This window comes from Streptomyces sp. NBC_01431 (genome assembly GCF_036231355.1).
GTDB lineage: Bacteria > Actinomycetota > Actinomycetes > Streptomycetales > Streptomycetaceae > Streptomyces.
In genome coordinates this window covers 7829911-7855085 of the sequence record NZ_CP109496.1, presented here as the reverse complement: position 1 = coordinate 7855085, position 25175 = coordinate 7829911, and the positions used below count along the sequence as shown (strand labels likewise).

Here is a 25175-nt window from a genome sequence, read left to right as displayed (position 1 = left end):
CGCGCCTTGGCTCCCGCCGAACCCACGCCACAGACGGACCGGTCCGAGACGGCCGATACCCCCGACCGCCGTCACGCCAAGCGGCTGCTAGAGGCGGTGCACGCGGTCTCTGGCGCCGACCGCTCGCTCAGCGCCACGGCTCGTGAGCTGGGGCTGAACCGACGCACCGCACCGTGGCCAAATACGCACGTGCTGCCTGCTGGCAGGAGTGCGTACGGCACCTCCCACCCCGCCTGTCCAATACATGGCTGCCCGGCGCAGGATCTCCCGCTCGAACTCCCACTCCTTCTCGGCGTTGCGCAACCGGCCGTTCTCCGCCCGCAGCCTGGCCAGCCCCTCATCCCGGCCCTCCACCGCCTGGCCGTCGCCGTCACGGCCGCGGCCCGGCCGGCCTGCTCGTCGGCCTGACGCACCCAACTGCGCAGCGTCTCGCCGGTCACCCCGACATCCGCCGCGACCGCCGCATACGTGCGCTTCCCGCCCGCCGCGCGATACAACGCCACCGCGTCGTTCCTGAACTCCTCCGGATACGGAGACCTACGTCCCACCAGGACACCTTTCCTTGGACCTACAAGATCCAATGTCAGAGTGTCCACACCACAGGGGGCGCCTCAACAACAACCTGACACCCGATGAGCGAGCAGCCCGGAACAGCGTCTATCCCCCCATACGGCGCCCGCCACGCCGGCAGTTGGAGCACCGAGTGAGCAACTGACCGTCTACGAGCAGCTCCTGCGTCAGGCTGGATGGCGAGTGGGACCTTGTGCGAAGTACGCGACCACCCCGAGGCGCCGCTGACCGTTGACCAGCGAGACGCGGTTCTGAAACGCATGCTCTTCCGCCGCACCGGACCATGGGCTGAAGAGAGCGGAGGGCCAGCAGCAGCCCCCGTTGCCCTCGCACGCGAACCGGCCTGCTCAACGGGGCTGTGAGTGGCCGAACCTCCCGGCAGTCCGCCCGGGCTGGAGACCAGGGCACGACGTCCCGGCGCCAATCTCACCTCTCGCGGGCTCGTACCGCGCGGTCAGGGCCGCGGTCAGGGCTTCGCGCGTTGATGGAGGGTGCGCTCGTGCAGGTGCCGGGTGCGCGCTTGTGCGGGCCCGTCCGCGGGTGCGAGGGATCCCAGGTCGGCACTGAATGGTTGCAACTCCCGTATGCAATAAGGGAGTTAGCAGTAGCGTGAAAGCGGTCGCGGGGCGGGATTGCGTAGGAGGCAGCATGGGGTCGGAGATGTCGGTCCGGGGGGCGCTGCCGGTGCGCGCAGTGGTGCGTGCGGTCATCACGGAGGTCGCGCCGGGGGAACTGACCGTCGTCGCGGGGCTGGAGCGGTACGACGACGCGGTCGTCGTACGGCGGCTGCGGCACGAGAGCGGGCAGCGGGAGCCGCTCGGCTTCGGGCTGGGCGAGATCGAGGTGATGGCCACACCAGTGGTCTGGCTGGTGCTGGATCAGACGGCCCGGGAGATCGGGAGCGCCGCCGCGAACGGCGCCTCCTCCAGCACTCGTCGGCTGCTGCGCCGGGTCCTGCGGCGGCGGGCGGAGCCCGCCGTGGTGCCGCCGCTGACATCCGGTCAGCTCGCCGAAGTCCACCGCCGGATTCTGGAGATGGCTGCGCGGCGGGGACTGGAGAACGAGCGCGCGGAAGCGCTGGCGGACGCGGTCGTGACCAGGCTGACGCTGACCACGCCGGCCCCGGAACCGGACGAGAGGGCGGAGGGCGGGCGCAGACCCCTCGCCGACCCGGCAGACGACGGCGACCTGGCCCCGGAGTGAGAGTGACGTCCAGGCCGACGCCCTTGGGGCCGTCGGCCGGGCGCCCGGTCAGCGCCGGAACGACGGTGCGGTTCGCGCTGCTGGTGATCCTGATCCTGGCGGCCAGCGGTCTGATGCTGCTGGATGTCGCCTATTGGTGGGTGTCCACTGCCAACTCCAGCGTGTGCAGCCTGGCCTCGGGGATAGACCCCGAACGTCACTCCGACCTCGGGATGCTCGTACAAGGCACCACTCAGGCGCATGCGTACACCGCTTGCATGCAGCGCTATGCCCCGCCGCCGCTGTGGTGAATCCCCCTCTCCTGGCTCGCCGTGGTGTGCGCGGCGGCCTGCGTGTTGTTCTTCTGGCTGCCGGTGTGGAAGGCGCGGCGGGGCCGGGTGGTGCCGCTGGCGGTGGTGGACGGCGACGGAACCGTCGGGAAGGTGCTGGAGGAGGTCGCGGCGGTGGCCGGGCTGACCCGGCTGCCGCGCCTTGTGGTTGATCCGGCGGCAGCGTCCGTCGGCGCCCTGGTGTTCGGCCGCAACGGACGGCCGGTGGTGTGTCTGCACGGCGGTCTCCTCGCCCGCCGCCACCGGGACCCGAAGGGCTTTCAGGCGGTGCTGCTGCACGAGTTCGCTCACGTCCGCAACGGCGATGTCACCCTCACCTATGCGACGGTCGCGCTTTGGCGGGTGTTCCTCGTGCTGGTGGCGCCGCCGTATCTGACCGGTCTCGCCATGTATCTGGTCGGCGTGGCTGGGGCGAGCAGTCCCCCGCTGGCGCAGACGTCGCGGAGCGTCCTGCAGGTGGGCGTCCTCGTGGTACTGGTGTACCTCGCACGGGCGGACGTGCTGCGCAGCCGGGAGGTCCACGCCGACCGCACGGCAGTGCGTTGGGGAGCGGACCCGGGTGGCTGGCACGTCGCGGCGTCCCCCGGCACCGGCGGCGCGGCGGCTCGCGTGCTCGGCTCGTTCGCCGCCCTGTGGCGCACCCATCCGCGCTGGGACCTGCGCCGGGGCGCGCTGGCTGACGCGGCCCCCGTGTACGGCGTACCAGGGCTGCCGCTGTTCCTGACCGGCGCATCTGCAGTGCTGATCGGCTCCCAGTTGTCCATGGCAATCGGCGCCTACCAACACGGGTCCAACGGGCTGCTCGCCCCGCACCTGGCCGGGCTGGTGGCCGCAGGGCTGGTCACGGGGGTGTCCGGGACCGTCCTGTGGCGGGCGGTGGTGCACGCCGTGCTGACCGGGCGACGTCCGCCGTCGGGGCCCCGGGCGGGGCTGTGGCTGGGGGCCGGGATGGCCGCGGGCTCGCTGATCGCGGGCCAGGGCACGATCGCGCAGTTCTTCCCCAGCCGGAACGCACTGCTCGTTGCGTTCCTGCTCGGCGGTCCCGCCTTCGCGTGGTGGACCGCACAGTGCGCCGAGCTGTGGGCAAAGACGTGGCGGGGCCGCACCCTGCGCCCGGTGCTGGCGGTGGGGCTGGCGGCCGGGGGTCTGGCCCTGTGGCAGTGGTTCGCGTGGTGGTACGGCAATGGCGCGGCGCTCGGGACCGGGTGGTGGTACGACACTGCGGGGATCAAGCAGATGCTGGCGCAGACCTATCCCGGCCCGGCGGCGGACCACCGCACGATGCTGGCGGGGATCTCCGTCGTCTATCCGTTCATCCTGATCCTGAACAGCCTGCCCTTCGTCGCGATCGGGACCGGGAGCCTGGGGATCGTGTCGCTGGCCGCCTGGGCGGCCCGCCGGCCCCCCGCCGTGCGGCCTTGGACACGGGACTCCATGGGCGACATCGAGGGCGCGGCGGAGCCGCCCGTGGAGGAACCGCCCCGGCTGCGGCGGGTACTCCTGCCGGGACTGCTGGGCGGCCTGGCCGCCTGGGCCGTCGTCCCGGCCGTCCTGGCGGGCCCGTGGGCCGGGCTGTCCCGCGCGCCCACGTGGAACACCCAGCTGGCGTGGTTGCTGGTGCTCGCCTGGCTCTGGCTCACCCTGGTCACCCTGGCGGTGGTCTCCTCCGTCGTCGCCGCCCTGGCGGCACGCCGGTACCGGCTGCTCGCCGCCCTCATCGCAGCGCAGACGACGGTGCTGGTGGGGATGGCCGGTCCGGTGGTCCTGCTGCTCTTCGACGGCTGCGTCGGCCCGCTGAGCGTATCCAGCGCCTCCTGCGACCTGCGCCCCTCCCGCGTCCTGCTCCAGTGGGGGGACCTCCACCAGATCGTGGGTTTCACGATGATGACCGCCACGGTCGCCTCCGTCATCGTGGCAGCGGCGGTGTCGGTGATGAACGGGATGCGGGCGGCTCACCGGGCGGCTCACCGGGCGGCGGACGGGGCGGGTACGGGCCCGCAGCCCGCTCGAAGGCCGGGTGTCCGGCGGCTGTTCCCGGCGGCGGCGTGTCTTCTGGCGCTCGCCGTCCTCTCCGGCGAAGCCGTGTACCGGCTGGCCCACATCCCCCGGAGCGGTAGCCAGCTGGCCGGCAGCACTGCGCGGGCCATGCAGTCACAGTTCAGACGAATGTCGCCCCAGCCCGCATCCGACCCCGTAACGCCTCGTACCAAGTCGCGGCAGGTACAGGCCTGGGGACACGTCGGCGGGTACGCGCTGCTGGACCGGTTCACCGCGGACCAGGACCGGATCATCGCGATCGTACAGACGGCCGCCGCCCACAAAGAGCCCCTCACCACGCTGGTCCAGGTCCGCCCCATATGCGAAAGCATCGGCCAAACCGCCACGGACGCCGCCCTGTACTTCGACGTCCCCGATCCTCAGGGCAACAACCAGTGGCAGTCCTTCATGCTCAACGCGGCGCAATCCACCCTCGACTGCCGGACCGCCCTCGGCCATCTGACCGCCGGCCGCATGAAAGAAGCGCACGACGCCTTCCGTACGTCCTTCGGAAAGATCTACGCAGCCCAGCGCTACGACAAGGCGGTCGACGCCCGGATCGCCGAGCTGAAGCGGGCAGGCGAAGGGAAGCCGTGAACGGGCTCCGGCCTGGCCACGCGAAGCTACCGGGTATCAGCCGGGCCCGGGCGCGTTCGGGCCGCTCCCTGCGCCGAGCGGGCGTGGAGTTCGTCGGTGGCAGTAGCCCTCGGGCATCCCGCCGCGGCCCTCCAGTCACGCCGGGACCGTCACGCAAGGCTGGGACAACAGACACCTCACGGTGCGACGAGTCAAGCCGCGGCGTGCTACGAGTCAAGCCGCGGCGGTGAGTTGGGCGGAGAACGCGGTGTGTTCGTCGAACAGTTCGTGTTTCTGGATGCAGTGGTAGAGCTGGCCGAGCATGCGATTGAAGAGGTTGCGCTGGGCCGCCGCGTGCCAGTCTCCGTGGTCATCTCGCCGTCGCCGGTAGTGCGCCTTGGCTCCGGGAGAGGCGGTGATCGCGGAGAACGCCCAGAGGTAGCCGGCGTGGTTGAGGCGGTCGTTCTTGACCCAGCGACGGGTGATGCTGGACTTCTTTCCGGATGCTCTGGTGATGGGCGAGGAGCCTGCGTACGCCTTCAGGCCGCGTGCGTCGGCGAAGCGCTCGTGGTCGTCCCCGATCTCGGCGAGGACCCGGGCGCCGAGCTGAGTGCCGAGCCCGGGGAAGCTCAGGATCACGTCAGCGTCCGGGTGCTGAGGGAAAGCCTCGTCCACCGCCTGGGCGAGATCGTCGGCGGCCGTGCAGGCGGCCTCCAACTGGATGAGGAGGGCGAGTATCTGCTGGCCGAGGGCCTCTTCAACGAGGGGCGGCTGGTGGGCGTAGTCAACGCGGAGGACATCACGGATCCGGTCGGCCTCTGCGGCGATGCCGCGCTTACGGCCAGCTCTCCTGAGCGCGGCCTGGATCTGCGTCCGGGTCAGGCGCGCGGCTCTGGCGGGTGTCGGTGCGGCCTTGAGGAGTTCACGGACCTCGGGCCGGCACAGTCCGTTCGCCCAGGTAGCGCAGGTGTCCAGGGCGGCGGGGTAGTACTCGCGCAGGAGTGAGCGGAGCTGGTTGGCGATCTGCTGCCGGTTCCACGTGGCGTCCTGCTGAGCGCGCGCCAGGACGGCGATCGCCCGGGCCAGGTCGCTGTCATCGGGCAGCGGCCGGTGGGCGTGCATGTCGGTGCGCAGGATGTTCGCCAGCACGAGCGCGTCGCCGGGATCGGACTTCTTGCGCGAGACCGAGTGGCGGTCACGGTAGCGGGCCGCCGCCATAGGGTTGATCGCGAACACCTTGCGCTTGCCGGTCCGCAGGACGGCGACCAGTAGGCCGCGGGACGTCTCGATCGCGACCGGGATCGGGTCCTGCTCAGTGTCGCCGTACTCGGCGAGCAGGTCCAGCAGGATCTTGTAGCCGACCGCGTCGTCGGTGATATGCCGCTTGGCCAGCAGCTGGCCGGTGTCGTCGACCAGGGCGACGTCGTGTGTCTTTTCGGCCCAGTCGATGCCGCAGTAGATCAAGATGTTTCCCTCCCATGGCGCGGGGTGTCTGCGCTGGTCACGAGCGCATGCGGGCCACGCAGCGACCTAATTCCAGGACTCGACCCATGCGGCCGGTCCGCCACCTCACTAGCCGTTCGTGGCACCAGCGCACCACGCGGGCCTCGGTCTATGCGAGAGCTCAGGGGGCTCGGGCATATCAAGAGGTCACCGTGTAGTGGGCTCGCACCACAAACAGCAACGAGCAGGCGCATGAAGGGTGTTGACGCTCGACGGCGTCGGGCACCGCCGCTCTAGCGCAAGGCATCAAGGCCGGGTCTAGCAAAGGCGTCTGCCCGGTGCCGACGAACGCCGACACCAACCCGGTGGCGGCCACGGAGACGCTGGACGCCGCCGCTCTGTTGTGAGACGTCGAGGCCCGGGCCTCCTGAGGCGTCCGCCCGGCGCCCACGTGGCCACCACCGAGAACACCCGGGAAGACGTAAGTCATCATGCCCAGGCGCTCTCGAGTACGAGGTTGCGCGTCGCTCTCAGGTGAGGCCTCGTGTGCCGGGTTCCAGAAAGACGCCGCAGTCCCGTACTCGAACGCTCCGGGCCCCTTCGGGAAGCACCACCGGAGCTGTTACCAAGGAATTAGGGCCTCCTGGTACACGAGTGGCGTCGCAACCCCGAGCTACCAAGGGGCCCTGTTCTCATGCATCCACCCGGCCGAGATCACCCGACCAGGGATCCAGTTCGATCAGAACCGCCCTCATGATCGATAGGAATACGGCTTCTAAAGGAACAAGCTCAGGCAACAAGTGCGTAGATGCTGCTGCCCATCAGCCAGAGACCGGCGAGCAGCGAGAGGGTGACGATCAGCTGGTCCTGATGATGCTCGAGCCAAGTCCGCAGAGCGTGCAACCGAGCCTGGGCGGAATCTGGCGCCCACACGGTAGACAACTCCATAACCAGAAGGCTGAGGGTGGCCAGGAGGCAGTAGCCGCTCAGGGCCAGCCAGTCGGAGAGGGAGGACAAGTCGGCGTCGACGGCTGTGGCGGCGCCGGCACCCACCAGGGCCCACGGCTGGACGAGCCAGGCAAGTGCGGCGGCGGTACCGAGAGAGGCGTTGTCGATGCGGGCCGTCCAGCTCGGCGGCCGGTACGGGCGCGGCGACTGCCGGAGCCGGTAGCCGCCGAACAGCAGGAGACCGGCGCCGATCGCCAGCTTGGCGGCGATGGCGGCGGTTGACGGCGTGCTGTGGTGGTCGGGCGGCGTCCCGCCGGTCAGCAGCACGACGCATGCGACCACCGCGACCAGGTTCGCCAGCCAGGACAGCAGGAAGACGAGGCCCTTGCGCACACCGCGGCGTGATGCGAGCAGGAGGATGAAGGCGCTGTTGTGTAGCGGTCCGAGGGTGATGGCAGTGCCGATCACCAGCAGGTCGACGACCATCGGCACAACCGCTCCCAGAGGTCAGACCCGCCCGGGGTCGGGACGGGTGTTGTGCACGGGTGTGCCGGAGGACGGGGCGTTGGTACCCGCATGGTCGACTCTGCGGCTCCTGGTCCTGAAGGGTCAAGCCAGCCACGCTGGTGCCCCCGAACGGTCTACCCGCGTGCGCGCCGATCTGGATCACGAGGTGGTCGCCGGGCATCTCACGCGACCGTACTGCCCCCTGGGAACCGCCCGCCGATGCCGGGGCCGTGCGTGGTGCACGTGTGACCGTACTCGGGGATGATCATGCTTCCCAGCAAGAGCAGCGATGCACCTGCACCTCGCGACCGACGCCAGACCGCGACAGCCCACCTTGCCGTTCCCGCCCGCCGAGCGGGCTGCCTTCACCGCCTGCCGTGGGCTACCGCTGGCCTGCAAGACGTGATCCGCGTGCGTTGCCGAGTGCCCTGGAGGTGCTGGGCATGTACGCCCGCTCCGTCGACGGGGCACTCGCGGCGACCGCGGTCACCGTGCTCGTGGACACCCGCTCCAAGCTGCTCATCTACTCCAGCGCCGGGCATCCGCCGCCGGTGCTGCTGCACACAGACGGCACCTGCGAGCTGCTGGACCAGGCCACCGACCCGCCGCTGGGAGCCCGGCCCGAGCACGTCCCCCGTCCCCAGTCGGGCACCGCCTTTCACCAGGGCGACACCCTCGTCCTCTATACGGACGGGCTGATCGAACGCCGCGGTGAGGACATCGACTCCGGCCTGAACCGCCTCACTACGGCCCTGGGCGGCCTCGCCGGCCTGGGCCCGGAGCGGCTCGTCGAAACGCTGCTTGGGCAGCTCGGCGTCGTCGGCGGCGCCCGCGACGACATCGCCCTCGCCGTCGTACGCCTTTGATGTGCGAACTGGCAAAAGCGCGAGGTCATTCGTCCGCTCCCTGCTCTGCCGCATGCTGACGGCCGGCACCTCGACGGCCCGCAGCGCCGGGTACCGGGAAGGGAGGTGGCGACGGCGGTCCTCTGGTCAGCAGCGTGGCGACCGAGACCAGTACACGCAGCACGGTCCAAACGAACCTGCCGAACAGACGCCGTGTTCCCTGGTGCTTGGAGAATCCCGCCAGCGCCGGTGGTCATGATGCCTGCCCCGGCCGGATGACTGCTGCCTGCAGGGACATGCAGTCGTGCCACATCATGCCGGTTGCCCCGCTCATGATGATCAGTAGCCCGATCCCGGTTCCGAACGATGGCAGAGACGACACCTGGCGAACGGGCGCGTGCTCGTGGCCGGAGGCATAAACCTTCCGGAGGAGACGGCGTGGAAGACCGTCACGGTATCGGCCCGGAGCACGCCGGTCGCGACGGCTCGCATGAGCACTCTTGCCGATCGAGCGGTCCGACCAGCAGGAACGGCATCGTGAGGCAGAGGCCGATGGACGAGCAGGCAGGCCCGGGTCAACCCCGATGCCACGGCCGCCGGCATCTGCGCGAGCTGTGTCGGCGGGAGGGCCCCACGCAGCAATCCAGTCGCGCGGCAGCTGAAGGCGCGGCCAAGCGCACTCACGCCGCATTCGAGCCCCCGCCGCAGTCCGCGAGGCAGGCGTCGGAGCTGGTGCCGATCCGCTGCGGCAGGACAAGCGAAGCCCCGTTCCGCTTCCACCGCGGGGGCGCCGTCGTCACGGCCGCGGACCTGGCGGAGACGCCGCGCAGCGGGTTCAGCATGCATTGCAGCGCCGAGGCGCGGATCATGGGACTGCTGGTCGGTCCGCCGACACCGTTCCCGGCTCGTCCGGAGACAGGGCGAGTGTCGGCCTCTGCGAGAGGAGCGGGCAAGTCCCATACCGTGGCGGAGAACGAGACAGGTGATCATTCATGTGCCGATGGCTCGCGTACTCGGGCACGCCTCTTCTGCTCGACACCATCCTGTACAAGCCGGCGCACTCGCTGATCGATCAGAGCCTGCACTCCACGCTGGGTGTGGAGACGACGAACGGCGACGGGTTCGGCGTCGGGTGGTACACGGAGAACTGCGCTACTCCGGCGGTCCTGCGGGACGTGGGGCCCGCCTGGAACAACCGCAATCTGCGGGAGATCGCGGACCATGTCGAGTCCCCGCTGTTCTTCGCCCATATCCGGGCGTCGACCGGAACGGCGGTCCAGCAGACGAACTGCCACCCCTTCCGGCACGGCCGCTGGCTATGGATGCACAACGGGTCCATCGCCGGGTTCCATCTCATACGCCGGGAACTCTGCCTGCTCGTCGACCCCGCACTGTTCAACGACATCGAGGGAACGACGGACTCCGAGATGATGTTCTACCTCGCCGTCACCTTCGGCCTCGACCAGGACCCGCCCGGCGCCGTGGCGCGGATGGCAGAGGTCGTGGAGCGCATCGGGCGTGAGCAGGGCGTGGAGTTCCCGCTCCAGATGACGGTCGCCGTGACGGACGGCGAGCGCGTCTGGGCCTTCCGCTACTCCAGCCAAGGACAGTCCAGATCCCTGTTCTACAGCAGCCGTGTGGAGACCCTACGCAAGTTGCACCCTGACGCAGCGTTCTTGCAGGGCGTGTCCGACGAGACCCGCCTCATCGTGTCCGAGCCCCTCGGTGACCTGCCCGGTGCCTGGAACGAGGTGCCGGAGAGCAGCTACGGCGTCGTGCAGCCTGGAGCGGACGAGCTGCTCCCCTTCGCCCCTCAAGCGGCCTGAAGCCGCGATCGATGTCTGTGCCCGCAGTCAATACGGAGGCGTGCCATGAACGAGTCGATGCTGGACCTGGCCGTGGACTACCCGCTGCTGAACATGTTCTGGACCATGATGATGATCTTCCTATGGGTGCTCTGGTTCATGCTGCTCTTCCGGATCATCGGCGACATCTTCCGCGACGATGACTTGGGCGGCTGGGGCAAAGCAGGGTGGACCATCTTCGTGATCATCCTGCCCTTCCTCGGGGTGTTCGTGTACCTGATCGCCCGCGGTCGCGGGATGGGCGAACGCGAGCTGGCACGGGCCCGGCGCAGCGAGCAGGAGTTCCGCTCCTACGTACAGCAGACCGCCGGAGGCGCCAGTCAGGCGGAGGAGCTCGCCCGGCTCGCCGAGCTCAAGAACAAGGGCGACATCACGCCTGCCGAGTTCGAGCAGGCCAAGGCCAAGGTTCTCGCGGCTTAAGCCAATGCCGGAGTCAGGGAGTAAAGCCGTGGGAACCGTCGCACGCGGTGCACACCCCGTCGGTTTCTGCCGATTACGCCGGCTCCGGTTGCGGCCTCATCATCGGCCTGGTCATCACGCTCTGCCCAGTGCCGATCCTGGCCTTCGGCCCGGTCGTACCTGCCCCCGACGGGTGCGGAAGGCCCGCATTCGGGCTCCCGGGGCAGCGCGGACCGGGTGCTGTCCTCGTGGTCGCCGCCAGGCGGCCCGGGGCGCGCCGCTTCCTCGCCCGTGAACTTCGACGGGGGGGCGCATGGCCGCGGCGCAGTGGGCGCGGGCGCCTGCGTACGACTCGGCTTCGGCGAGAGCACAGCCATGACGCCGTGCTGCGCGCCCCGCCCGGCCCCCGCATGCGCGCCTGATGGCTCTACCCCACCCGCAGGAGGCCCTGCGAACCGGTGGCTGGGCGGGCTCGCCGGGGCCGGGTCGAGCGGGCGATCACCCACGGGCAGCGGCTACGGCTGCGGCGATCGGGGCTGGGCCGACGGGATCCGCTGGGTGAAGAACAGGGCGATGAGCGCGGCCAGGGCCAGGATGGCGAGCGCCGCGCGCAGGCCGTCGAGCCTGGCCGCGGCGTTCGCGTCCAGCGCCGCCTGGGACAGCTCCGGGTTCACGCCGGCGTCGTCGAGGGCGGTCTTCAGCTGGGCATCGGACAGGAACGGTGCGCCGCTCTGAAGCTGGACGGTCGCCTGGCTCGCGATGCTGGGAGGGACCGCCGGGTTCGCCTCGATGGTGGTCAGGAAGGACGTCGTGAGTGCGGCGATCATGATCGATCCGGCGAGTGCCGTACCGATCGAGGCACCGAGGTTGGTGACGGCGTTCTGTACGCCGCCGACTTCCGCGCTCTGCGCCTGCGGCACCGCGGAGACGGTGACCGACCCGAGCTGGGAGGCCAGCGCCCCCATGCCGAGCCCGATCAGCAGCAGCGGGACGGTGACGACCTCTGCGCCGGCGTCCAGGTCGAGCGCCGCCATCAGGACCACCGCTCCCGCCAGCAGCGCGAAGATCCCCAGCCGTACCACCCGCCGCGGTGAGACGTCGGGGAGGAATCGGGGGATCAGGACGGCTGCCGCCAGCAGGCTCACCGAGAGCGGCAGGAGACGGGCACCGGTCTCCAGCGCCGACAGGCCCAGGGCGACGGACAGGTAGAGAGGAACGACGAAGAACACGCCCATCTGCACGAGGTACTGGAAGAAGAACATCGTCAGGCCGCCGGTGAGCTGCCTGTTCTGCAGCATGCCGGGATCGACCAGGGGATCTCCGCCCCGCTCGACGACCTTGGCTTCCCAGCGCAGGAAGATCCAGAGCAACGCAAGACCCGCCAGCACCAGCCACGTTGTCAGCGACACCCCGAGCCACGCGGGCGCGTCGGGTTTCGGCTTGAACCAACCCCACTCGTCGGACCGCAGCACCCCATAGACGAAGATCCCGAGCCCCAGCGCGGAGAGGACCGCGCCCACGAAGTCGATGCTCCGGCGTTCGCCGGGCGGGGCGTCCGTGATGCGGCGCGCGAGCACGAGAATGCCGAGCACCACCACGACCTCCCCGGCGAAGACCCACCGCCAGGAGAAGTACGTCGTCGCGATACCGCCGACGAGAGGCCCGACCGCGATCGCGATCGCCCCGGCCGCAACGACCAGTCCGTAGGCGGCGGGGCGGCGTTCGACGGAGAAGTTGCCTGCGACGAGTGCGACGATCGCGGGCAGGATGAGCGACGCCCCGACCCCTTCCAGGAACGACCAGCCCAGCAGCAGCACGGTCAGGTTCGGCGCGAGCGCCGTGGTGAGAGAGCCGGCCCCATAGATGCAGCAGCCGATCATGAACGCGCGCCTGCGTCCGATCAGCGCCCCGACCTTGCCGCCGGGGATCATGAACATCGCCATCACCAGGGTGTAGGCGGTGATCGCGCCCTGGATGCCCGTCACCGTAGTGCCCACGTCCTCAGCCACCGTGGCGATGGAGACGTTCATGACGGAGCTGTCGAGCGCCATGAGGAACTGACCGGACGCGAGCGTCACCAGGACGACTCGCGACTTCGCCGACGCCGAACTCTCGGCCGTGCCTGCCCGGGATGCCATGGAAGCATGCTCCCAGCCGCCGACCCGACCGGAGGGACGACCCGCCGCGCCGTCAGCCGGACAGAGGCGGCGCCGCGGCGGCCACCGCGACCGGGGCGGCCGCCCGCCGCCCTGCCCGTCCTCAGGCGCAGATGCAACCGCTCCTGCAGCGTCGGCGTTCGCGCTGGGAATCTCCGCTGTCGGCCAGAAGTCCCAGTCGGCGAAGTTCAGCAGCCGCCGGACCCGTCCGGGCAACGCTGGCCAGCCTGCTCAGCCAGCGTCCACCCGTTCTTCTTCTCCAGCAGCGCGAGCAACGGGCGCAGGTAGTCCAGAGAGCCCGCCTACGCGGCTCCGACCTGCCAGAACGGCCCGCAAACCGAGCATGAAGCTCGACTATCCCATCGGATCAGTTTTCGATTTGCGCGACCGTCACTTCCCAGCCTGCCTCCGCCGCGGACAATCGGAAGGAAACGTACGCCGTCCTGGACGGCAGTCAGCTCCGGATCAGCGGCGGTCTCGGCGGTCCTCACGTCGGTCTTGACGGTCGTCCCGGCGGTCCTCACGTCGGTCACTGCGGCGACCGACCCCGTGGGCGACGACCGCTGCCGTGCCGACGACGGCCGCTGTGCGAGCGACGGGGGCGCCGATGACCCCGCGCCGCCCTCTGCGCATCGGTCCGATGGGCATCTTATTCTCCTTCTTCGTCGGCCTCGATGGAGGCCAGGATTGCCTGGATCGGAATACGTCCGTTGGCGATGAGCTGGCCTCCCGAGCGGCGTGCGGCGGAGGCGAAGGGTCCCGCCCACACGTTCTCCCAGACCAGTACTCCGGCTGTCGTACCGGACTCCATCGCGGCGGCGAGGTTCACGATGTCCTCTTCCGCGAGCAGGCCGGCCAGCTTCGCCTCCGCGGCGCGCAATTCACCGGCGTCTTCGAGGTCATCGACCTCCAGCACGTCGAGTTCACCGTCCGCACCCTTTGTCAGAATGACCAGGTCCAGGACCCGGATGATCCCCGAGGTGACCAGCTTGTCGAGCTCTTCGGCCATCTCCCCCGTGAAGCGCGAGGTGGCTGGCGGGAACTCGACGACCAGATAGTCGACCGGGCCCAGCTCGTCGGTGTCCGGTGATGTCATGTCTGCCCTTTCCGTTCTCTCCATGACTAGCCGTTCGCGTTCCGCGCCCTCTTCGGCGGCCGGACGCTCTATCTATGCGGTCCCACTCCCAGGTTCGACAGGAGGGTGTGGTTCGAAAGCGCGTCCGGAAGGCCTGGCCTCCGCTGAACACGGCACCGACTGCGGCCCGGCTCGTACAGTGCGCGGCCGGCCCCGGAAAACGGGAAGCGGATGCGGGCCGGGACCCTGTCGGGCACGAGCGCACCGCAGGACCACACCCGCCCTACCGGCCTTCCGGGAATACCATGTCGCAGGTCGCAGCGGGGGTCAGATGCGCAGGCGGCTGTTGGCGCCGTCGTGGTCGGTGCTCTCCTCGTCGAACCAGTAGTCGCCCGCCGCAAGATAGCGAAAAGAGTGGGTCGTCTCAGCAGGCAGTGCGACCGTGACCGCCCGCTTGCCGTCCTTGCGGGGCTGAAGCGTATGGACACCGGGCTGCCAGTCATTGAAATCCCCCACCACGCTCACCGGCACCGGCGGATCATCTTGTGGCAGAACGAACGTGACCTCGGTACCGTCCTTGCGCGGCCTGCGCTCCAACATGAATCGCTCCAGTCGACGAGGGACACAACGGAACCCCATCCTCAGCCGCCCGTAGGCCAGGCGCGCCCCCTCGCAGCCACAAGCGTGAGCCCTGTCACCCGCCCGGCACACCCCCGCCCTTGTCCGGCGCTCCCGCGCAATGCCTGGCTGGACGGCATCGATGTCGCCGCAGACGTCCTGCGGGCCACGGCTGCCCTCTATGGCGGGCACCACTTCTGTGGACCTGGGGCGAGGCGGCAGATCCGTGCGCCGTAGTACGTCCTGGTCGGCTGCGGTGCCGACGGGATTTGAACCCCCGAGACAGATGGGAGCAGGCCCGCCCCGTCTCCGTCAGTCGCCGTGGCAGGGACGGGGGTTAACCCTTGATCGTGGACACCCTGATCATTGGATCGTGAGGATCCGAAGAGCAGGAGTTCCCGTTGGGGACGTCGGAGTACTCGCCTGAGTTCCGGGCTGATGCCGTCGCGCTGTACCACGCCGGCCCGGGTAGGACGTATGCGCCGGCGGCTGAGGACCTGGGCGGCAACCACGAGACGCTCCGCACCTGGGTGCGGGACGCCGAGCAGGCCGCCCGGCCCGGCGCCGGCGAGGCCAGCGCAATGGACAAGGAGAACCGGCAGCTGCGGGCGAGAGTGAAGGAACTCGAACTCGAGCGGGAGATCCTGCGGAGGGCCGCGAAGTATTTTGCGGCGGAGACCAGCTGGTGAGCAGCCGCTTCCAGTTCGTTGACGATCACCGTGGCGCCTTCGGCGTCAAGCGGCTGTGCCGGATACCCGGCGCCTCCCGGTCCGGGTTCTACCGGTGGATCGCCGGCGCGGAGGCGCGGGCCGAGCGGGTCCGGGCGGATGCCGACCTCGCCGAGCGGATCACCGCCATTCACGCCGAGTCCGACGGCACCTACGGGGCCCCGCGGGTCACCGCCGAGCTGCGCGACACCGGAGTACGCGTCCATCACAAACGCGTCGCGCGGGTCATGCGCGCGTGGGGCATCGTCGGCTTCCACCTGCGCAAGAAGGTCCGCACCACCATCCCCGAGCCATCGGCGACACCGGTTCCCGACCTGCTACGGCGCGACTTCACTGCGAGACACCGAACACGAAGTACGTGGGCGACATAACCTATCTCTCCGTCGTGAACGGCCAATTCCTTTACATGGCAACGGTGTTGGACCTGTGCTCGAAACGCCTGGCGGGCTGCTCGATCGCCGACCACATGCGCACCGGGCTGGTCACCGACGCGCTCAAGGCTGCGGCGGCGGCCCGGGACGCCGACGGCCTGCGCGGAGCCACCTTTCACAGCGACAACGGCGCAATACGCCTCGAAGGAGTTCGCCCAGGTCTGCGCCGACCTCGGCGTGGTCAGATCGCGCGGCGCGGTGGGCACGAGCGCGGACAACGCCGCCGCCGAGTCGTTCGACGCGGACCATGAAACGCGAGACGCTTCAGGGAAAGAAACGCTGGTCACATGCCCGAGCGGCCCGCCTCGAAGTCTTCCGACGGGCCACCCGCTACAACACCAGACAAGGAGGCACTCCAGCATCGGCCAGAGCAGCCCGAACGCCTTCGAACAACGATCAGTTACCCTGACCGCCGCCGCATGACTACCGGTGTCCACGATCCCGGGTCAAGCCCCGAGTGCCCTTGCCAGAGAAGATCGCCTTGCTTCCTCTTTCCATACGGAAGTTGCAGGGCTTTGACGCAACCGCCGCCCCCGGCCATCCGCGCCGGCCCAAGGATCACCGGAATCGTGCGGCTGGAGCTAGTGTGATGCACCGGAAATGGCGGCTCCAAGTCTGGAGGCTGTTTTCATGACGTCTCGGGGTCCTCGTGCTGCCGAAGTCGTACTGTCCCTCGAGGAGCGGGCGGAGTTGTCGCGCTGGGCAGACGGCGCAGTCTCAACTCGCGCGGCGGAGCGGGCCCGGCTCATCCTGGCTTGTGCGGACGGGGCGTCAAACACCGCTGTGGCAATGGGCTCCGGCATGAGCACGGAGATTGTTCGCAAGTGGCGCTCGCGGTTCGTGGCCCGGCGGCTGGCCGGTCTGGTGGACGAGCCGCGACCAGGTCGGCACAAGCCGGCGCTGGTGCTGTCCGAGGCTGAGCGGGCGGAGTTGAAGCGCTGGGCGCGACGGGCGAAGACCGCCCAGTTCCTGGCACTGCGCGCGAAGATCGTGCTGCGGTGCGCGGACGGCGGGACGAACAAGGAGATCGCTGGTGAACTCGGCATCGCGCACAACACCGTGAACCGCTGGCGCTCCAGGTTCGTCCGGCTGCGGCTGGACGGGCTGATGGATGAGCCGCGTCCCGGCCGGCCGGCCGCCCTCTACCCTGCTCGACCAAGTCGAGGACGTGCTCACCGCGACCTTGGAGTCCACCCCGGGCACGGACACTCACTGGTCGCGGGCCTCGATGGCTCAGCACTGCGGCCTGCCGAAATCGACGATCGGCCGGATCTGGAAGAAGTTCGACCTCAAGCCGCACCTCCAGGACGCCTTCAAGCTCTCCACCGACCCGCAGTTCGTGGCCGAGGTCGTCGACGTCGTTGGCCTGTACCACCACCCGCCGGAGAAGGCGGTGGTCCTGTGCGTGGACGAGAAGGCCCAGATCCAGGCGCTGGACCGCTCCCAGCCCATCCTGCCGATGATGCCCGGCATGCCTGAGCGGCGCACCCATGACTACTACCGGCACGGCATCACCAGCCTGTTCGCCGCCTTCAACATCGCTGACGGCTGGGTCATATCGGAACTCCATCGGCGCCACGGGGCGGTTGAGTTCAAGAAGTTCCTGACCCGGATCGACAAGGCCGTGCCCACCGGCCTGGACGTGCACCTGGTGTGCGACAACTACGCCGCCCACAACACCCCCGAGATCAAGACGTGGCTGGGCAAACACCCCTGCTTCCACGTCCACTTCACCCCTATGGCTCCTCCTGGATGAACCAGGTCGAGCGGTGGTTCGGGCTGCTGACCGACAAACTCATCCGCCGCGGCGTCCACACTTCCGTCAAAGCTCTGGAGGACGACATCCGAGCCTGGATCGAGCAGTGGAACCAGGACCCTAGACCCTTCACCTGGACCAGGACCGCTGACGAGATCCTCAACTCCCTCGCCGACTACCTCACCAAAATCAACCCCCCAACCACCCATATATGAAAGCTACTTAGAGCTCCATTTCTGGTGCATCACACTAGAAGAACGGCCCGGGGGCGTTCTACCCGCCCGGCGGCTGGGGTCAGAGCTTCGGCGAACCGCTGCCCGCGAGCACCTCGGGCCGTAGCAGCGCCTGCAGCCGCTCGGCTGGCAACAGGCCTTTCTCCAGTACGAGTTCGGCGACGCCGCGCCCGCTGGCGAGGGCCTCCTTGGCGATGCCAGTGGCCGCCTCGTAGCCGATGTGTGGGTTGAGGGCGGTGACCAGGCCGATGGAGTTCTCCACGGCGGCCCGCAGTTCCGCCTCGTTCGCCGTGATCCCGGCGACGCACCGCTCGGCGAGGGTCAGACAGGCGCGCTCCAGGTGCATGATGCTCTTGGAGAGGGAGTGCAGGATGACCGGCTCGAAAGCGTTCAGCTGGAGCTGCCCGGCCTCCGCAGCCATGGTGATGGTGACATCGTTGCCGATCACTTCGAAGGCGACCTGGTTCACGACTTCTGGGATCACCGGGTTGACCTTGCCGGGCATGATGCTCGAACCGGCTTGCACCGGCGGCAGGTTGATCTCGTTCAGGCCCGCGCGCGGCCCGGACGACAGCAGCCTGAGGTCGTTGCAGCTCTTGGATAGCTTGACGGCGATCCGCTTGAGCACGCCGGACATCTGCACGAAGGCACCGCAGTCCTGGGTGGCCTCGACCAGGTTGGCGGCCGTCACCAGCGGAAGGCTGGTGATCCCGGCCAGGTGGCGGCGCGCCGACTCGGCGTATCCGGCTGGGGCGTTGAGGCCCGTACCGATCGCCGTGGCGCCGAGGTTGATCTCCTGGATCAGCTCGACGGCCTCCGCCAGCCGGCTGCGGTCCTCGTCAATCATGACCGCGTACGCCGAGAACTCCTGCCCCAGCGTCATCGGCACGGCGTCCTGGAGCTGGGTGCGGCCCATCTTCAGGACGTCGCGGAACTCGACGGCCTTGCGGGCGAAGGCGTCCTGGAGCACGGCCATCGCCTTGACCAGACCGCACACCGCGAAGACCGTGGCGATCTTGACGGCGGTCGGGTAGACGTCGTTGGTGGACTGGCCGAGGTTAACGTCCTCGTTCGGGTGCAGGTGCTGGTACTCGCCCCTGGTGTGGCCGAGCAACTCCAGCGCTCGGTTGGCGACGACCTCGTTGGCGTTCATGTTCGTCGAGGTGCCGGCGCCGCCCTGGATGACGTCGACGACGAACTGGTCGTGCAGCTTGCCGTCGCGGATCTCGCGGCACGCCTCGACGATGGCGGCGGCCTTCTCCGGCTCCAGCAGGCCGAGTTCCTCGTTGGCGAGGGCGGCGGCCTCCTTGACGGCGGCGAGGGCATCGATCAAGTGCGGGTACGCGGAGATCGGCGTCCCCGAGATGGGGAAGTTCTCCTTGGCGCGCAGGGTGTGTATGCCCCAGTACGCCTCGGCGGGTACATCGCGGTAGCCGAGCAGGTCGTGTTCGCTGCGGTGGGCTGCGGAGGTCATGGCTGTGAGGGCTTCTTTCGGAGGTGGACGATTCGCTCGGTCAGGTTTGCGTCGGGGAGAGCGGAGAGAGCGCGCGGACCGGCCGGATGCTGCCGACCGGCTTGCCGCCTCCGAGCAGCGGTTCACCCGCGAACTCGGCGAGAGCCGCCGGGTCGATGCCGGCGCGGGCCAGGGTCGCGGCAACGACCGGTATGCGCGCCCGGTTCGCCCCGTCGGAGATCTTCACGGCGATGACCCGGCCGTCCGGCAGGGCGACGACCTGGACACCCTCGAAGCCGTCCTTGGTGAGGAGCCCGGGTACGGCGCGCATCAGCGCGGCGGCGTCGCGCCCCGAGCCCGAGGCCATCTCGGCGTGCTCGCGCATCGCGTCGGCCACCCGGGCCTCCGGGGTGCCGGCCGGCGAGGTGATGATCCGGGCCGCGGCGCGCGCGAGCCCGTGCAGCGAGACGGAGAACAGGGGCGCGCCGCAGCCGTCGACGGTCACCCGGGCGATCGCCTGGCCGGTGAGGTCCTCGACGGTCTCGGCGATGGCCCGCTGGAGGGGGTGGGTGGGGTCTAGGTAGTCCTGCAGCGACCAGCCGTTGCGCTCGCAGGTGTACAGCATGGCCGCGTGCTTGCCGGAGCAGTTCTGCGCGAGCCGGGACGGCAGGCGCCCCTCGCGCACCCAGGTGTCGCGCACAACCGGGTCGTACGGAAGGTCCGGGATGTTGCGTAGGTCGTCCTCACGGACCCCGGCCAGCTCCAGGATGCGACGGGTGCCGGCGAGGTGACGTGTCTCGCCGGAGTGGCTGGCCGCGGTCAGCGACAGTAGCTCCCCGTCGAGCGGCAGCCCCGCCCTCACCATCGCCACCGCCTGCAGCGGTTTGAGCGCCGAGCGCGGGTAGAAGGCGGCTTCGATGTCACCGAGTTGGAGCTCCACGGTCGAGTCGGCGCCGAGGAAGACGACCGAGCCGTAGTGGGTGCCTTCGACGACTCCTCCGCGGATGAGGTGGGCGACCGGGGCGTGGAGGGGTTCCCGGATCACAGGAGCCTGAGCCACCGGACTTCCGTACAACACTGCGTGGTTCACACATTCACCTTGGAGGACTTTGTACGGGCGACCCGCCCGCGTACGCCGTACCAGCCGGCCACCAGGGCAGCCATGATCAGCGGCAGGCACAGCACGGTGGTGCGGCTGGCGCCGCCGTCGGCGTACATCAGGACGAATACGGAGAGGAGGAAGCCGAGCGTGACGATCTCGGTCCACGGGGAGCCGGGCAGACGGTAGCTCGGCCGGGACAGCTCGCCTGACCGCGTCTTCCGCCAGAACAGCAGGTGGCAGATCATGATCATGCCCCAAGTGGACAGGATGCCGATCGCCGCGAAGTTGAGCACGATCTCGAACGCGTCCGCCGGGACGACGAAGTTGAGGCCCACGCCGAGGACACAGATGCCGCTGGTGAGCAGGATGCCGCCGTAGGGGACCTGGGTGCGGCTCATCACGCCCGTGAACTTCGGTGCCGAGCCGGACATCGCCATGGAGCGCAGGATGCGCCCGGTGGAGTACAGGCCGGAGTTGAGCGAGGACATGGCCGCGGTGAGCACGACGAGGTTCATCACGCCGCCGGCCGCCGGGACACCGATGTGGGAGAGGACCGTCACGAACGGGCTCTGGCCTGCGGAGTACGTGTTCCAGGGCAGCAACATCGATAGCAGGACGACCGAGCCGACGTAGAACAGGCCGACGCGCCACATGATCGAGTTGATGGCCTTCGGCATGATCTTCTCGGGGTTCTCGGTCTCTCCCGCCGCGACACCGACCAGCTCGACGAAGGCGTAGGCGAAGACGACACCCTGGATGATCAGCAGCATCGGCAACACGCCGTTGGGGAAGACACCGCCGTGGTCGGTGATCAGCGACGGGCCGGGGGTGGTGCCGTCGACCGGGTGCCGGGTGACCAGCAGGAAGATGGCGATCGCCATGAAGATCACGAGGGCGCTGACCTTGACGATGGCGAACCAGAACTCCAGTTCGCCGAAGAACTTCACCGAGATGAGGTTCACGGTGAGGACCACGGCCAGGGCGACGAGCGCGATCACCCACTGCGGGATGTCGGAGAACAGGCCCCAGTAGTGGGTGTAGGTGGCCACGGCGGTGATGTCGGCGATGCCGGTGGTCACCCAGTTGAGAAAGTACATCCAGCCCGCGGTGAACGCGCCCTTCTCACCGAGGAACTCCCGGGCGTACGAGACGAACGCGCCGGATGAAGGCCGGTACAGGACGAGTTCGCCGAGGGCACGGACGACAAGAAAGGCGAAGACGCCGCAGACCGCGTACGCGATGAAGAGGGAGGGGCCGGCGTCGGCGAGGCGGCCGCCCGCGCCGAGGAACAGGCCGGTGCCGATGGCGCCGCCGATGGCGATCATGTTGACGTGCCGCGACTTGAGGGACTTGCGGTAGCCCGCGTCACCGGCGTCGACGTGACCGGACGACGTCCGTATGTCCGCCTGAGAGGACTCTTCCTGCAGGGACTGCTCGCTCACGTCTCAGGTCTGCCTTCCGTGGGGATGTCCGTGCCCTGGGGGCGCACGATGTCGGTAAGGGTCGTCTCGACGCGGTCGAGGTGGTGGGCCATCGCCTCCACCGCGTCGTGTTGGGAACCGTCCATCAGCGCCTCGACGATCGCCCGGTGCTCGCGGTTGGACTGCTCGCGCCGACCGCCCAGCTCGTTGAGGAAGGCCGACTGGCGGGCCAGCGCGTCCCGGATCTCCTCGATGATCCGGCGGAACACCGGGTTCTGGGCCGCCTCGGCGATGGCCAGGTGGAAGAGCGTGTCCATCGCGACCCATGCGGTGGTGTCGGTCTCCCGCTCCATCCGGTCCAGAAGGTGGGCCAGGTGGTCGAGGTTCTCCGGGGTGCGGCGCAGCGCCGCATAGCTGGCGACCGGGATCTCGACGTGTCGGCGCACCTCCAGCAGGTCGCTGGCCGCGTAGTCACCGAAGGTGGGGTCCTCGACGGTGCTGGCGACGACGAAAGTGCCCTTCCCGGTCCGGGAGACGGTCAGCCCCATGGTCTGCAGAGCTCGCAGGGCCTCGCGCAGCACGGGGCGGCTGACCTCCAGGGTGCGGCACAGCTCCGCCTCGGAGGGGAGCTTGTCGCCGATCGCGTATTCGCGGCGCTCGATGGCGCCACGGAGGTGGGTGAGGACCGCTTCCATGGCGCTGACGCGCCGCAGCCTCGTACCACCTGTCTGGCTGTCTGACAGGTTCACGAGGGTGATCCTCCGGGTGACGGGACGGGACTGTCAAGGGGCCAGGAAGAAGCCAGACCCACCGAGCCCAGCTGACCGGCCCGGCCGGCGCCTAGGCTCGGCCCGTGACCGAGTCGCCGATGCCGTCCCCGCCGTCACCCGACGACACCGTTGCTTCGGCTGCTGGGACTGCACACATCACAGCAGCAACCCGCTCCAAACAACCGCTGCGCTACAGACTCGGCCCTCAGCCGTCACCAAAACTCGGCGTCACTCTTCAACACCAAATTCGGCATCGACATGCGTCGAGCCGGATCAGGTTGGCGGCAGCGGCCGTCAGGACGTGGCCCAGGTGTGTCTTGGCGCGGCCGCGGTAGCGGGTGCGGCGCATGCCGCTGACGGCGACGGCTTGGTGGATGGTTCCCTCGATCCCGGCTCTGGCTGCGTAGCGGTCCTTCCACTCGTCGGTGGGCTGTTCAGCGCGGACGCGCTCAAGGAGGGCTCCGAGCTGCGGCTCGCGAATCGCCAGCTGGTCGACGCCGGTGTCCTCGACGAAGGCGGCGACGGCCTGCAGGTAGGCGGCTTCGACCGGCCCGTGGTCGCTGGTCGCGGGCTCAGTGCCGACGTAGTGGCCGTAATCGTCGCGGTCGGCAGGGTCGTACTTGGTGACCTGATAGACGTAGGGCAGCACGTCACTGCCCACCGGGGGCCGACGGCGCGGGTGTGTTCTGGTGGCGTTCAAGAACGCGGTAGACGGTGGCGCGGCCCTTCTGGGTCGAGTGCGGGCACCGCGCATGACGTGCTCGACGAACCGGCGTGACGCGCGTTCCCGCCGGATACCCCCTGCAGCGGTAGTCGGCGCGTGTGTCACCCGCGTACGCGGACAAGCTGCTTCCCCAGGTTGTGGCCCCGGAAAAGCCCGGCGAGGGCGGCGGGCGCCTGCGTGAGGTCCTCCGCGACGGACTCCGCCAGGACGATGTCGCCCTTCTCGGACCAGGTGGCGAGCGCGTCGAACGCCTCGGGGAAGCGGTCGACGTGGTCGAGGAAGACGAAGCCCTCCATGCGGGCTCGGCGCAGGCCGAGTTGAAGGTAGTTGCGGGGCCCGGTCGCGGGCGCCTCGCCCCGGTAGCCGGAGGCGACGGCGCCGCAGACCACGATGCGGGCGTGCAGAGCCAGGCGGTCCAGGACCGCCTCCAGGAGATCACCGCCTACGTTGTCGAAGTACACGTCGATGCCCTCGGGGGCGAGGCGGGCCAGTTCGGCCGGGACGTCGTCGCTGATGTGATCGATGCATGCGTCCAGGCCGGCGGTCTCGACCGCCCAGCGGCACTTGCGTTCGCCGCCCGCGATGCCGATGACGCGTGCGTGGCGCGCCTTCGCGATCTGGGCGGCGATCGCACCGGTGGCACCCGCGGCCGCCGAGACGACGACGGTCTCGGCGGCCTTCGGGCGGCCCACGTCGGTCATGCCGAAGTAGGCGGTCAGGCCGGTGGCACCGAACAGGCCGAGCATGCGGCGTGGTTCGACGCCGGGTGGTACGGGGTGGATGCCGTACAGGCCGTCCGATGTACCGACGGCGTAGTCCTGCCAGCCGAGTTCGCCGTACACCTGCGTGCCAATGGGGAGCGTGGGCGCGTTCGAGGCAACCACTTCGCCGACGCCGCCGCCGCGCATCACTTCTCCCAGCCCGACCGGCGCACGGTAGTTGGGGCCGTCGTTCAGCCAGCCGCGCTGAGTGGGGTCGATGCTCAGCCAGTCGACGCGGACGAGGGCCTGGCCGGGCCCTGGTTGGGGCGCCTGCGTGGTGCGCAGCTCGAAGCAGTCAGGACGGGACGGGTCGAGGTCGCCCTGGGGGCGGTGGGCCAGTATCCACTGGCGGTTTGTGCGGGGCATGGGTCAGAGCGCTTCCGTGAGTTGGTGGAGCAGGGTGGCGAAGGCCTTGTGGTCCGCGGCGCCGAGCGCCCGGCCGAACAGCGCCGAGGCTTTGTCGGTGGCGACGACCGTGGCTTCCTCGGCCTGTGTGGCTCCCGCCTCGGTGAGGGTGACCAGGGCGCGCCGGGCGTCGCGCGGGTCGGGGCAGCGGTCGACGTACCCCTGTTTCTCCAGCGGGGCCAGCAGCCGGGCCACGCCGGACGGTGTGATGCCGAGCAGCTCGACGAGGTCGAGACGGCGCAGCCGCCGCTCGGGGGCCCGCGCGAGGTGATGCAGGACGGCGAACTCCCGGAAGGAGAGCCCCTGCACATCGAGCCGCCGCCGCAGTCCCGCGGCTGCGCGGGTCAGCCTCAGCGCGAGGGCGAGGTCATCCGCCTTCTGTGACCGGTCCATGAGGTCCTTCATACGTCGAGATCATGTTGACATATCAATGAGTACTCAACGATATCTGCGCGATCCGATCGCGGCAAGCCATTTCGACCGGCCCACTCCCCACGGCCGTTCGGCCTCAAGCGCTGTAGATGTTTCAGGATCGAGCCGCCGACGCGCCCTCACCCTGGGCGGGACATCGATCCTCGGTCGGGGCCAGGAACTGCTTCCGGAAAGCCGTAGGGGGCATGCCGTAGACGTTCCGGAAGGCGCGACTGAAGGCCGCCGCATGACTGAAGCCCCGACGGGCGGCAATATTCGTCGAAGTCCGCGTCTTCGTCGAAAGAGCGCACACAGCGGCACCCTTTGGCCTGCCGGTGGCAGCAACCTCTACTGAATCTGGGCAAGAAAAGAGGCCGTTCGGGAACGGCCTCTCGTCTACGACCTCTTG

Annotated in this window: 18 protein-coding genes and 6 pseudogenes; 9 read left to right on the top strand and 15 right to left on the bottom strand. The window is 69.2% G+C overall.

Annotated features, from left to right (window positions below; translation table 11 throughout):
- Window positions 1-211: 211 nt before the first annotated feature.
- Window positions 212-548, bottom strand: a pseudogene (locus OG522_RS35815) (transposase); the annotation flags it as partial.
- A gap of 670 nt (window positions 549-1218) precedes the next feature.
- On the opposite strand from OG522_RS35815, the gene OG522_RS35810 reads away from it, so the two are divergent.
- From OG522_RS35810 to OG522_RS35800, 3 genes are read left to right on the top strand one after another with little or no spacing between them, the layout of a single operon-like run.
- Window positions 1219-1773, top strand: a complete 555-nt coding sequence (locus OG522_RS35810) for a hypothetical protein (protein WP_329467196.1) — start codon at window positions 1219-1221, stop codon at window positions 1771-1773.
- A gap of 2 nt (window positions 1774-1775) precedes the next feature.
- A complete protein-coding gene (locus OG522_RS35805; protein WP_329467195.1) occupies window positions 1776-2063 on the top strand; it encodes a hypothetical protein in 288 nt (95 codons plus the stop codon).
- Between the two features lie 42 nt (window positions 2064-2105).
- Entirely contained in the window at window positions 2106-4736 is a 2631-nt protein-coding gene (locus OG522_RS35800; RefSeq protein ID WP_329467194.1) for a M48 family metalloprotease, read from the top strand.
- A 213-nt stretch (window positions 4737-4949) separates the two neighbouring features.
- Here OG522_RS35800 and OG522_RS35795 read toward each other — a convergent pair whose 3' ends face one another.
- On the bottom strand, window positions 4950-6179 hold the full coding sequence (locus OG522_RS35795) for an IS110 family transposase (RefSeq protein WP_329467193.1): 1230 nt from the start codon (window positions 6177-6179) through the stop codon (window positions 4950-4952).
- 768 nt (window positions 6180-6947) lie between these two features.
- Window positions 6948-7592 (bottom strand): GAP family protein, encoded by a 645-nt coding sequence (locus OG522_RS35790; RefSeq protein ID WP_329467192.1) that lies wholly within the window; start codon window positions 7590-7592, stop codon window positions 6948-6950.
- A 446-nt stretch (window positions 7593-8038) separates the two neighbouring features.
- Here OG522_RS35790 and OG522_RS35785 point away from each other — a divergent pair.
- The 4 genes and pseudogenes from OG522_RS35785 to OG522_RS35770 all read left to right on the top strand — a co-directional run.
- Window positions 8039-8479: pseudogene (locus OG522_RS35785) on the top strand (PP2C family protein-serine/threonine phosphatase); the annotation flags it as partial.
- Window positions 8480-8824: 345 nt separating this feature from the next.
- Window positions 8825-9526 carry a DUF2252 family protein gene (locus OG522_RS35780; protein WP_329467191.1) on the top strand — a complete coding sequence of 234 codons (702 nt, stop codon included), beginning with the start codon at window positions 8825-8827 and terminating at the stop codon, window positions 9524-9526.
- Window positions 9451-10284 carry a class II glutamine amidotransferase gene (locus OG522_RS35775; RefSeq protein WP_329467190.1) on the top strand — a complete coding sequence of 278 codons (834 nt, stop codon included), beginning with the start codon at window positions 9451-9453 and terminating at the stop codon, window positions 10282-10284. Before OG522_RS35780 ends, OG522_RS35775 begins: the two co-directional genes overlap by 76 nt.
- A gap of 45 nt (window positions 10285-10329) precedes the next feature.
- Window positions 10330-10743 carry an SHOCT domain-containing protein gene (locus OG522_RS35770; protein ID WP_329467189.1) on the top strand — a complete coding sequence of 138 codons (414 nt, stop codon included), beginning with the start codon at window positions 10330-10332 and terminating at the stop codon, window positions 10741-10743.
- A gap of 494 nt (window positions 10744-11237) precedes the next feature.
- Here the strand turns inward: OG522_RS35770 and OG522_RS35765 are convergent, their stop codons facing one another.
- The 4 genes and pseudogenes from OG522_RS35765 to OG522_RS35750 form a co-directional block, all read right to left on the bottom strand.
- A complete protein-coding gene (locus OG522_RS35765; RefSeq protein WP_329467188.1) occupies window positions 11238-12860 on the bottom strand; it encodes an MFS transporter in 1623 nt (540 codons plus the stop codon).
- Window positions 12861-13049: 189 nt separating this feature from the next.
- Window positions 13050-13236, bottom strand: a pseudogene (locus OG522_RS35760) (IS701 family transposase); the annotation flags it as partial.
- Between the two features lie 291 nt (window positions 13237-13527).
- Window positions 13528-13974 carry a DUF6325 family protein gene (locus OG522_RS35755; protein WP_329467187.1) on the bottom strand — a complete coding sequence of 149 codons (447 nt, stop codon included), beginning with the start codon at window positions 13972-13974 and terminating at the stop codon, window positions 13528-13530.
- 306 nt (window positions 13975-14280) lie between these two features.
- A complete protein-coding gene (locus OG522_RS35750; protein ID WP_329467186.1) occupies window positions 14281-14553 on the bottom strand; it encodes a hypothetical protein in 273 nt (90 codons plus the stop codon).
- 419 nt (window positions 14554-14972) lie between these two features.
- On the opposite strand from OG522_RS35750, the pseudogene OG522_RS35745 reads away from it, so the two are divergent.
- Together OG522_RS35745 and OG522_RS35740 are read left to right on the top strand one after the other, a co-directional pair.
- Window positions 14973-16153: pseudogene (locus OG522_RS35745) on the top strand (IS3 family transposase).
- A gap of 207 nt (window positions 16154-16360) precedes the next feature.
- A pseudogene (locus OG522_RS35740) lies at window positions 16361-17701 on the top strand (IS630 family transposase).
- Between the two features lie 79 nt (window positions 17702-17780).
- On the opposite strand, the gene aspA reads toward OG522_RS35740, so the two are convergent.
- From aspA to OG522_RS35700, 8 genes and pseudogenes are all read right to left on the bottom strand, one after another.
- Window positions 17781-19193 carry an aspartate ammonia-lyase gene (aspA, locus tag OG522_RS35735; protein ID WP_329467185.1) on the bottom strand — a complete coding sequence of 471 codons (1413 nt, stop codon included), beginning with the start codon at window positions 19191-19193 and terminating at the stop codon, window positions 17781-17783.
- 40 nt (window positions 19194-19233) lie between these two features.
- The gene (locus OG522_RS35730; protein ID WP_329467862.1) at window positions 19234-20247 is read right to left on the bottom strand and encodes an asparaginase; all 1014 of its coding nucleotides are present in this window, start codon (window positions 20245-20247) and stop codon (window positions 19234-19236) included.
- 11 nt (window positions 20248-20258) lie between these two features.
- Window positions 20259-21716 (bottom strand): amino acid permease, encoded by a 1458-nt coding sequence (locus tag OG522_RS35725; RefSeq protein ID WP_329467184.1) that lies wholly within the window; start codon window positions 21714-21716, stop codon window positions 20259-20261.
- Window positions 21713-22390: a FadR/GntR family transcriptional regulator gene (locus OG522_RS35720; RefSeq protein WP_329467861.1), complete on the bottom strand. Its 678-nt coding sequence runs from the start codon at window positions 22388-22390 to the stop codon at window positions 21713-21715. The genes OG522_RS35725 and OG522_RS35720 overlap by 4 nt, the downstream gene beginning before the upstream one ends.
- A gap of 334 nt (window positions 22391-22724) precedes the next feature.
- Window positions 22725-23219 (bottom strand): annotated as a pseudogene (locus tag OG522_RS35715) (transposase); the annotation flags it as partial.
- A gap of 71 nt (window positions 23220-23290) precedes the next feature.
- Window positions 23291-24316 carry an NADP-dependent oxidoreductase gene (locus OG522_RS35710; protein ID WP_329467183.1) on the bottom strand — a complete coding sequence of 342 codons (1026 nt, stop codon included), beginning with the start codon at window positions 24314-24316 and terminating at the stop codon, window positions 23291-23293.
- A 3-nt stretch (window positions 24317-24319) separates the two neighbouring features.
- Window positions 24320-24748 (bottom strand): MarR family winged helix-turn-helix transcriptional regulator, encoded by a 429-nt coding sequence (locus OG522_RS35705; protein ID WP_329467182.1) that lies wholly within the window; start codon window positions 24746-24748, stop codon window positions 24320-24322.
- A gap of 133 nt (window positions 24749-24881) precedes the next feature.
- Window positions 24882-25079, bottom strand: a complete 198-nt coding sequence (locus OG522_RS35700; RefSeq protein ID WP_329467181.1) for a helix-turn-helix domain-containing protein — start codon at window positions 25077-25079, stop codon at window positions 24882-24884.
- Window positions 25080-25175: the final 96 nt, after the last annotated feature.

What these genes read in the sequence shown, in the direction of transcription:
- OG522_RS35810 (WP_329467196.1), top strand. Translation starts at nt 1,219, where the DNA reads ATGGGGTCGGAGATGTCGGTCCGGGGGGCGCTGCCGGTGCGCGCAGTG.
- OG522_RS35790 (WP_329467192.1), bottom strand. Translation starts at nt 7,592, where the DNA reads ATGGTCGTCGACCTGCTGGTGATCGGCACTGCCATCACCCTCGGACCG.
- OG522_RS35780 (WP_329467191.1), top strand. Translation starts at nt 8,825, where the DNA reads ATGGCAGAGACGACACCTGGCGAACGGGCGCGTGCTCGTGGCCGGAGG.
- OG522_RS35775 (WP_329467190.1), top strand. Translation starts at nt 9,451, where the DNA reads ATGTGCCGATGGCTCGCGTACTCGGGCACGCCTCTTCTGCTCGACACC.
- OG522_RS35770 (WP_329467189.1), top strand. Translation starts at nt 10,330, where the DNA reads ATGAACGAGTCGATGCTGGACCTGGCCGTGGACTACCCGCTGCTGAAC.
- OG522_RS35765 (WP_329467188.1), bottom strand. Translation starts at nt 12,860, where the DNA reads ATGGCATCCCGGGCAGGCACGGCCGAGAGTTCGGCGTCGGCGAAGTCG.
- OG522_RS35755 (WP_329467187.1), bottom strand. Translation starts at nt 13,974, where the DNA reads ATGACATCACCGGACACCGACGAGCTGGGCCCGGTCGACTATCTGGTC.
- OG522_RS35750 (WP_329467186.1), bottom strand. Translation starts at nt 14,553, where the DNA reads ATGTTGGAGCGCAGGCCGCGCAAGGACGGTACCGAGGTCACGTTCGTT.
- aspA (WP_329467185.1), bottom strand. Translation starts at nt 19,193, where the DNA reads ATGACCTCCGCAGCCCACCGCAGCGAACACGACCTGCTCGGCTACCGC.
- OG522_RS35720 (WP_329467861.1), bottom strand. Translation starts at nt 22,390, where the DNA reads ATGGAAGCGGTCCTCACCCACCTCCGTGGCGCCATCGAGCGCCGCGAA.
- OG522_RS35710 (WP_329467183.1), bottom strand. Translation starts at nt 24,316, where the DNA reads ATGCCCCGCACAAACCGCCAGTGGATACTGGCCCACCGCCCCCAGGGC.
- OG522_RS35705 (WP_329467182.1), bottom strand. Translation starts at nt 24,748, where the DNA reads ATGGACCGGTCACAGAAGGCGGATGACCTCGCCCTCGCGCTGAGGCTG.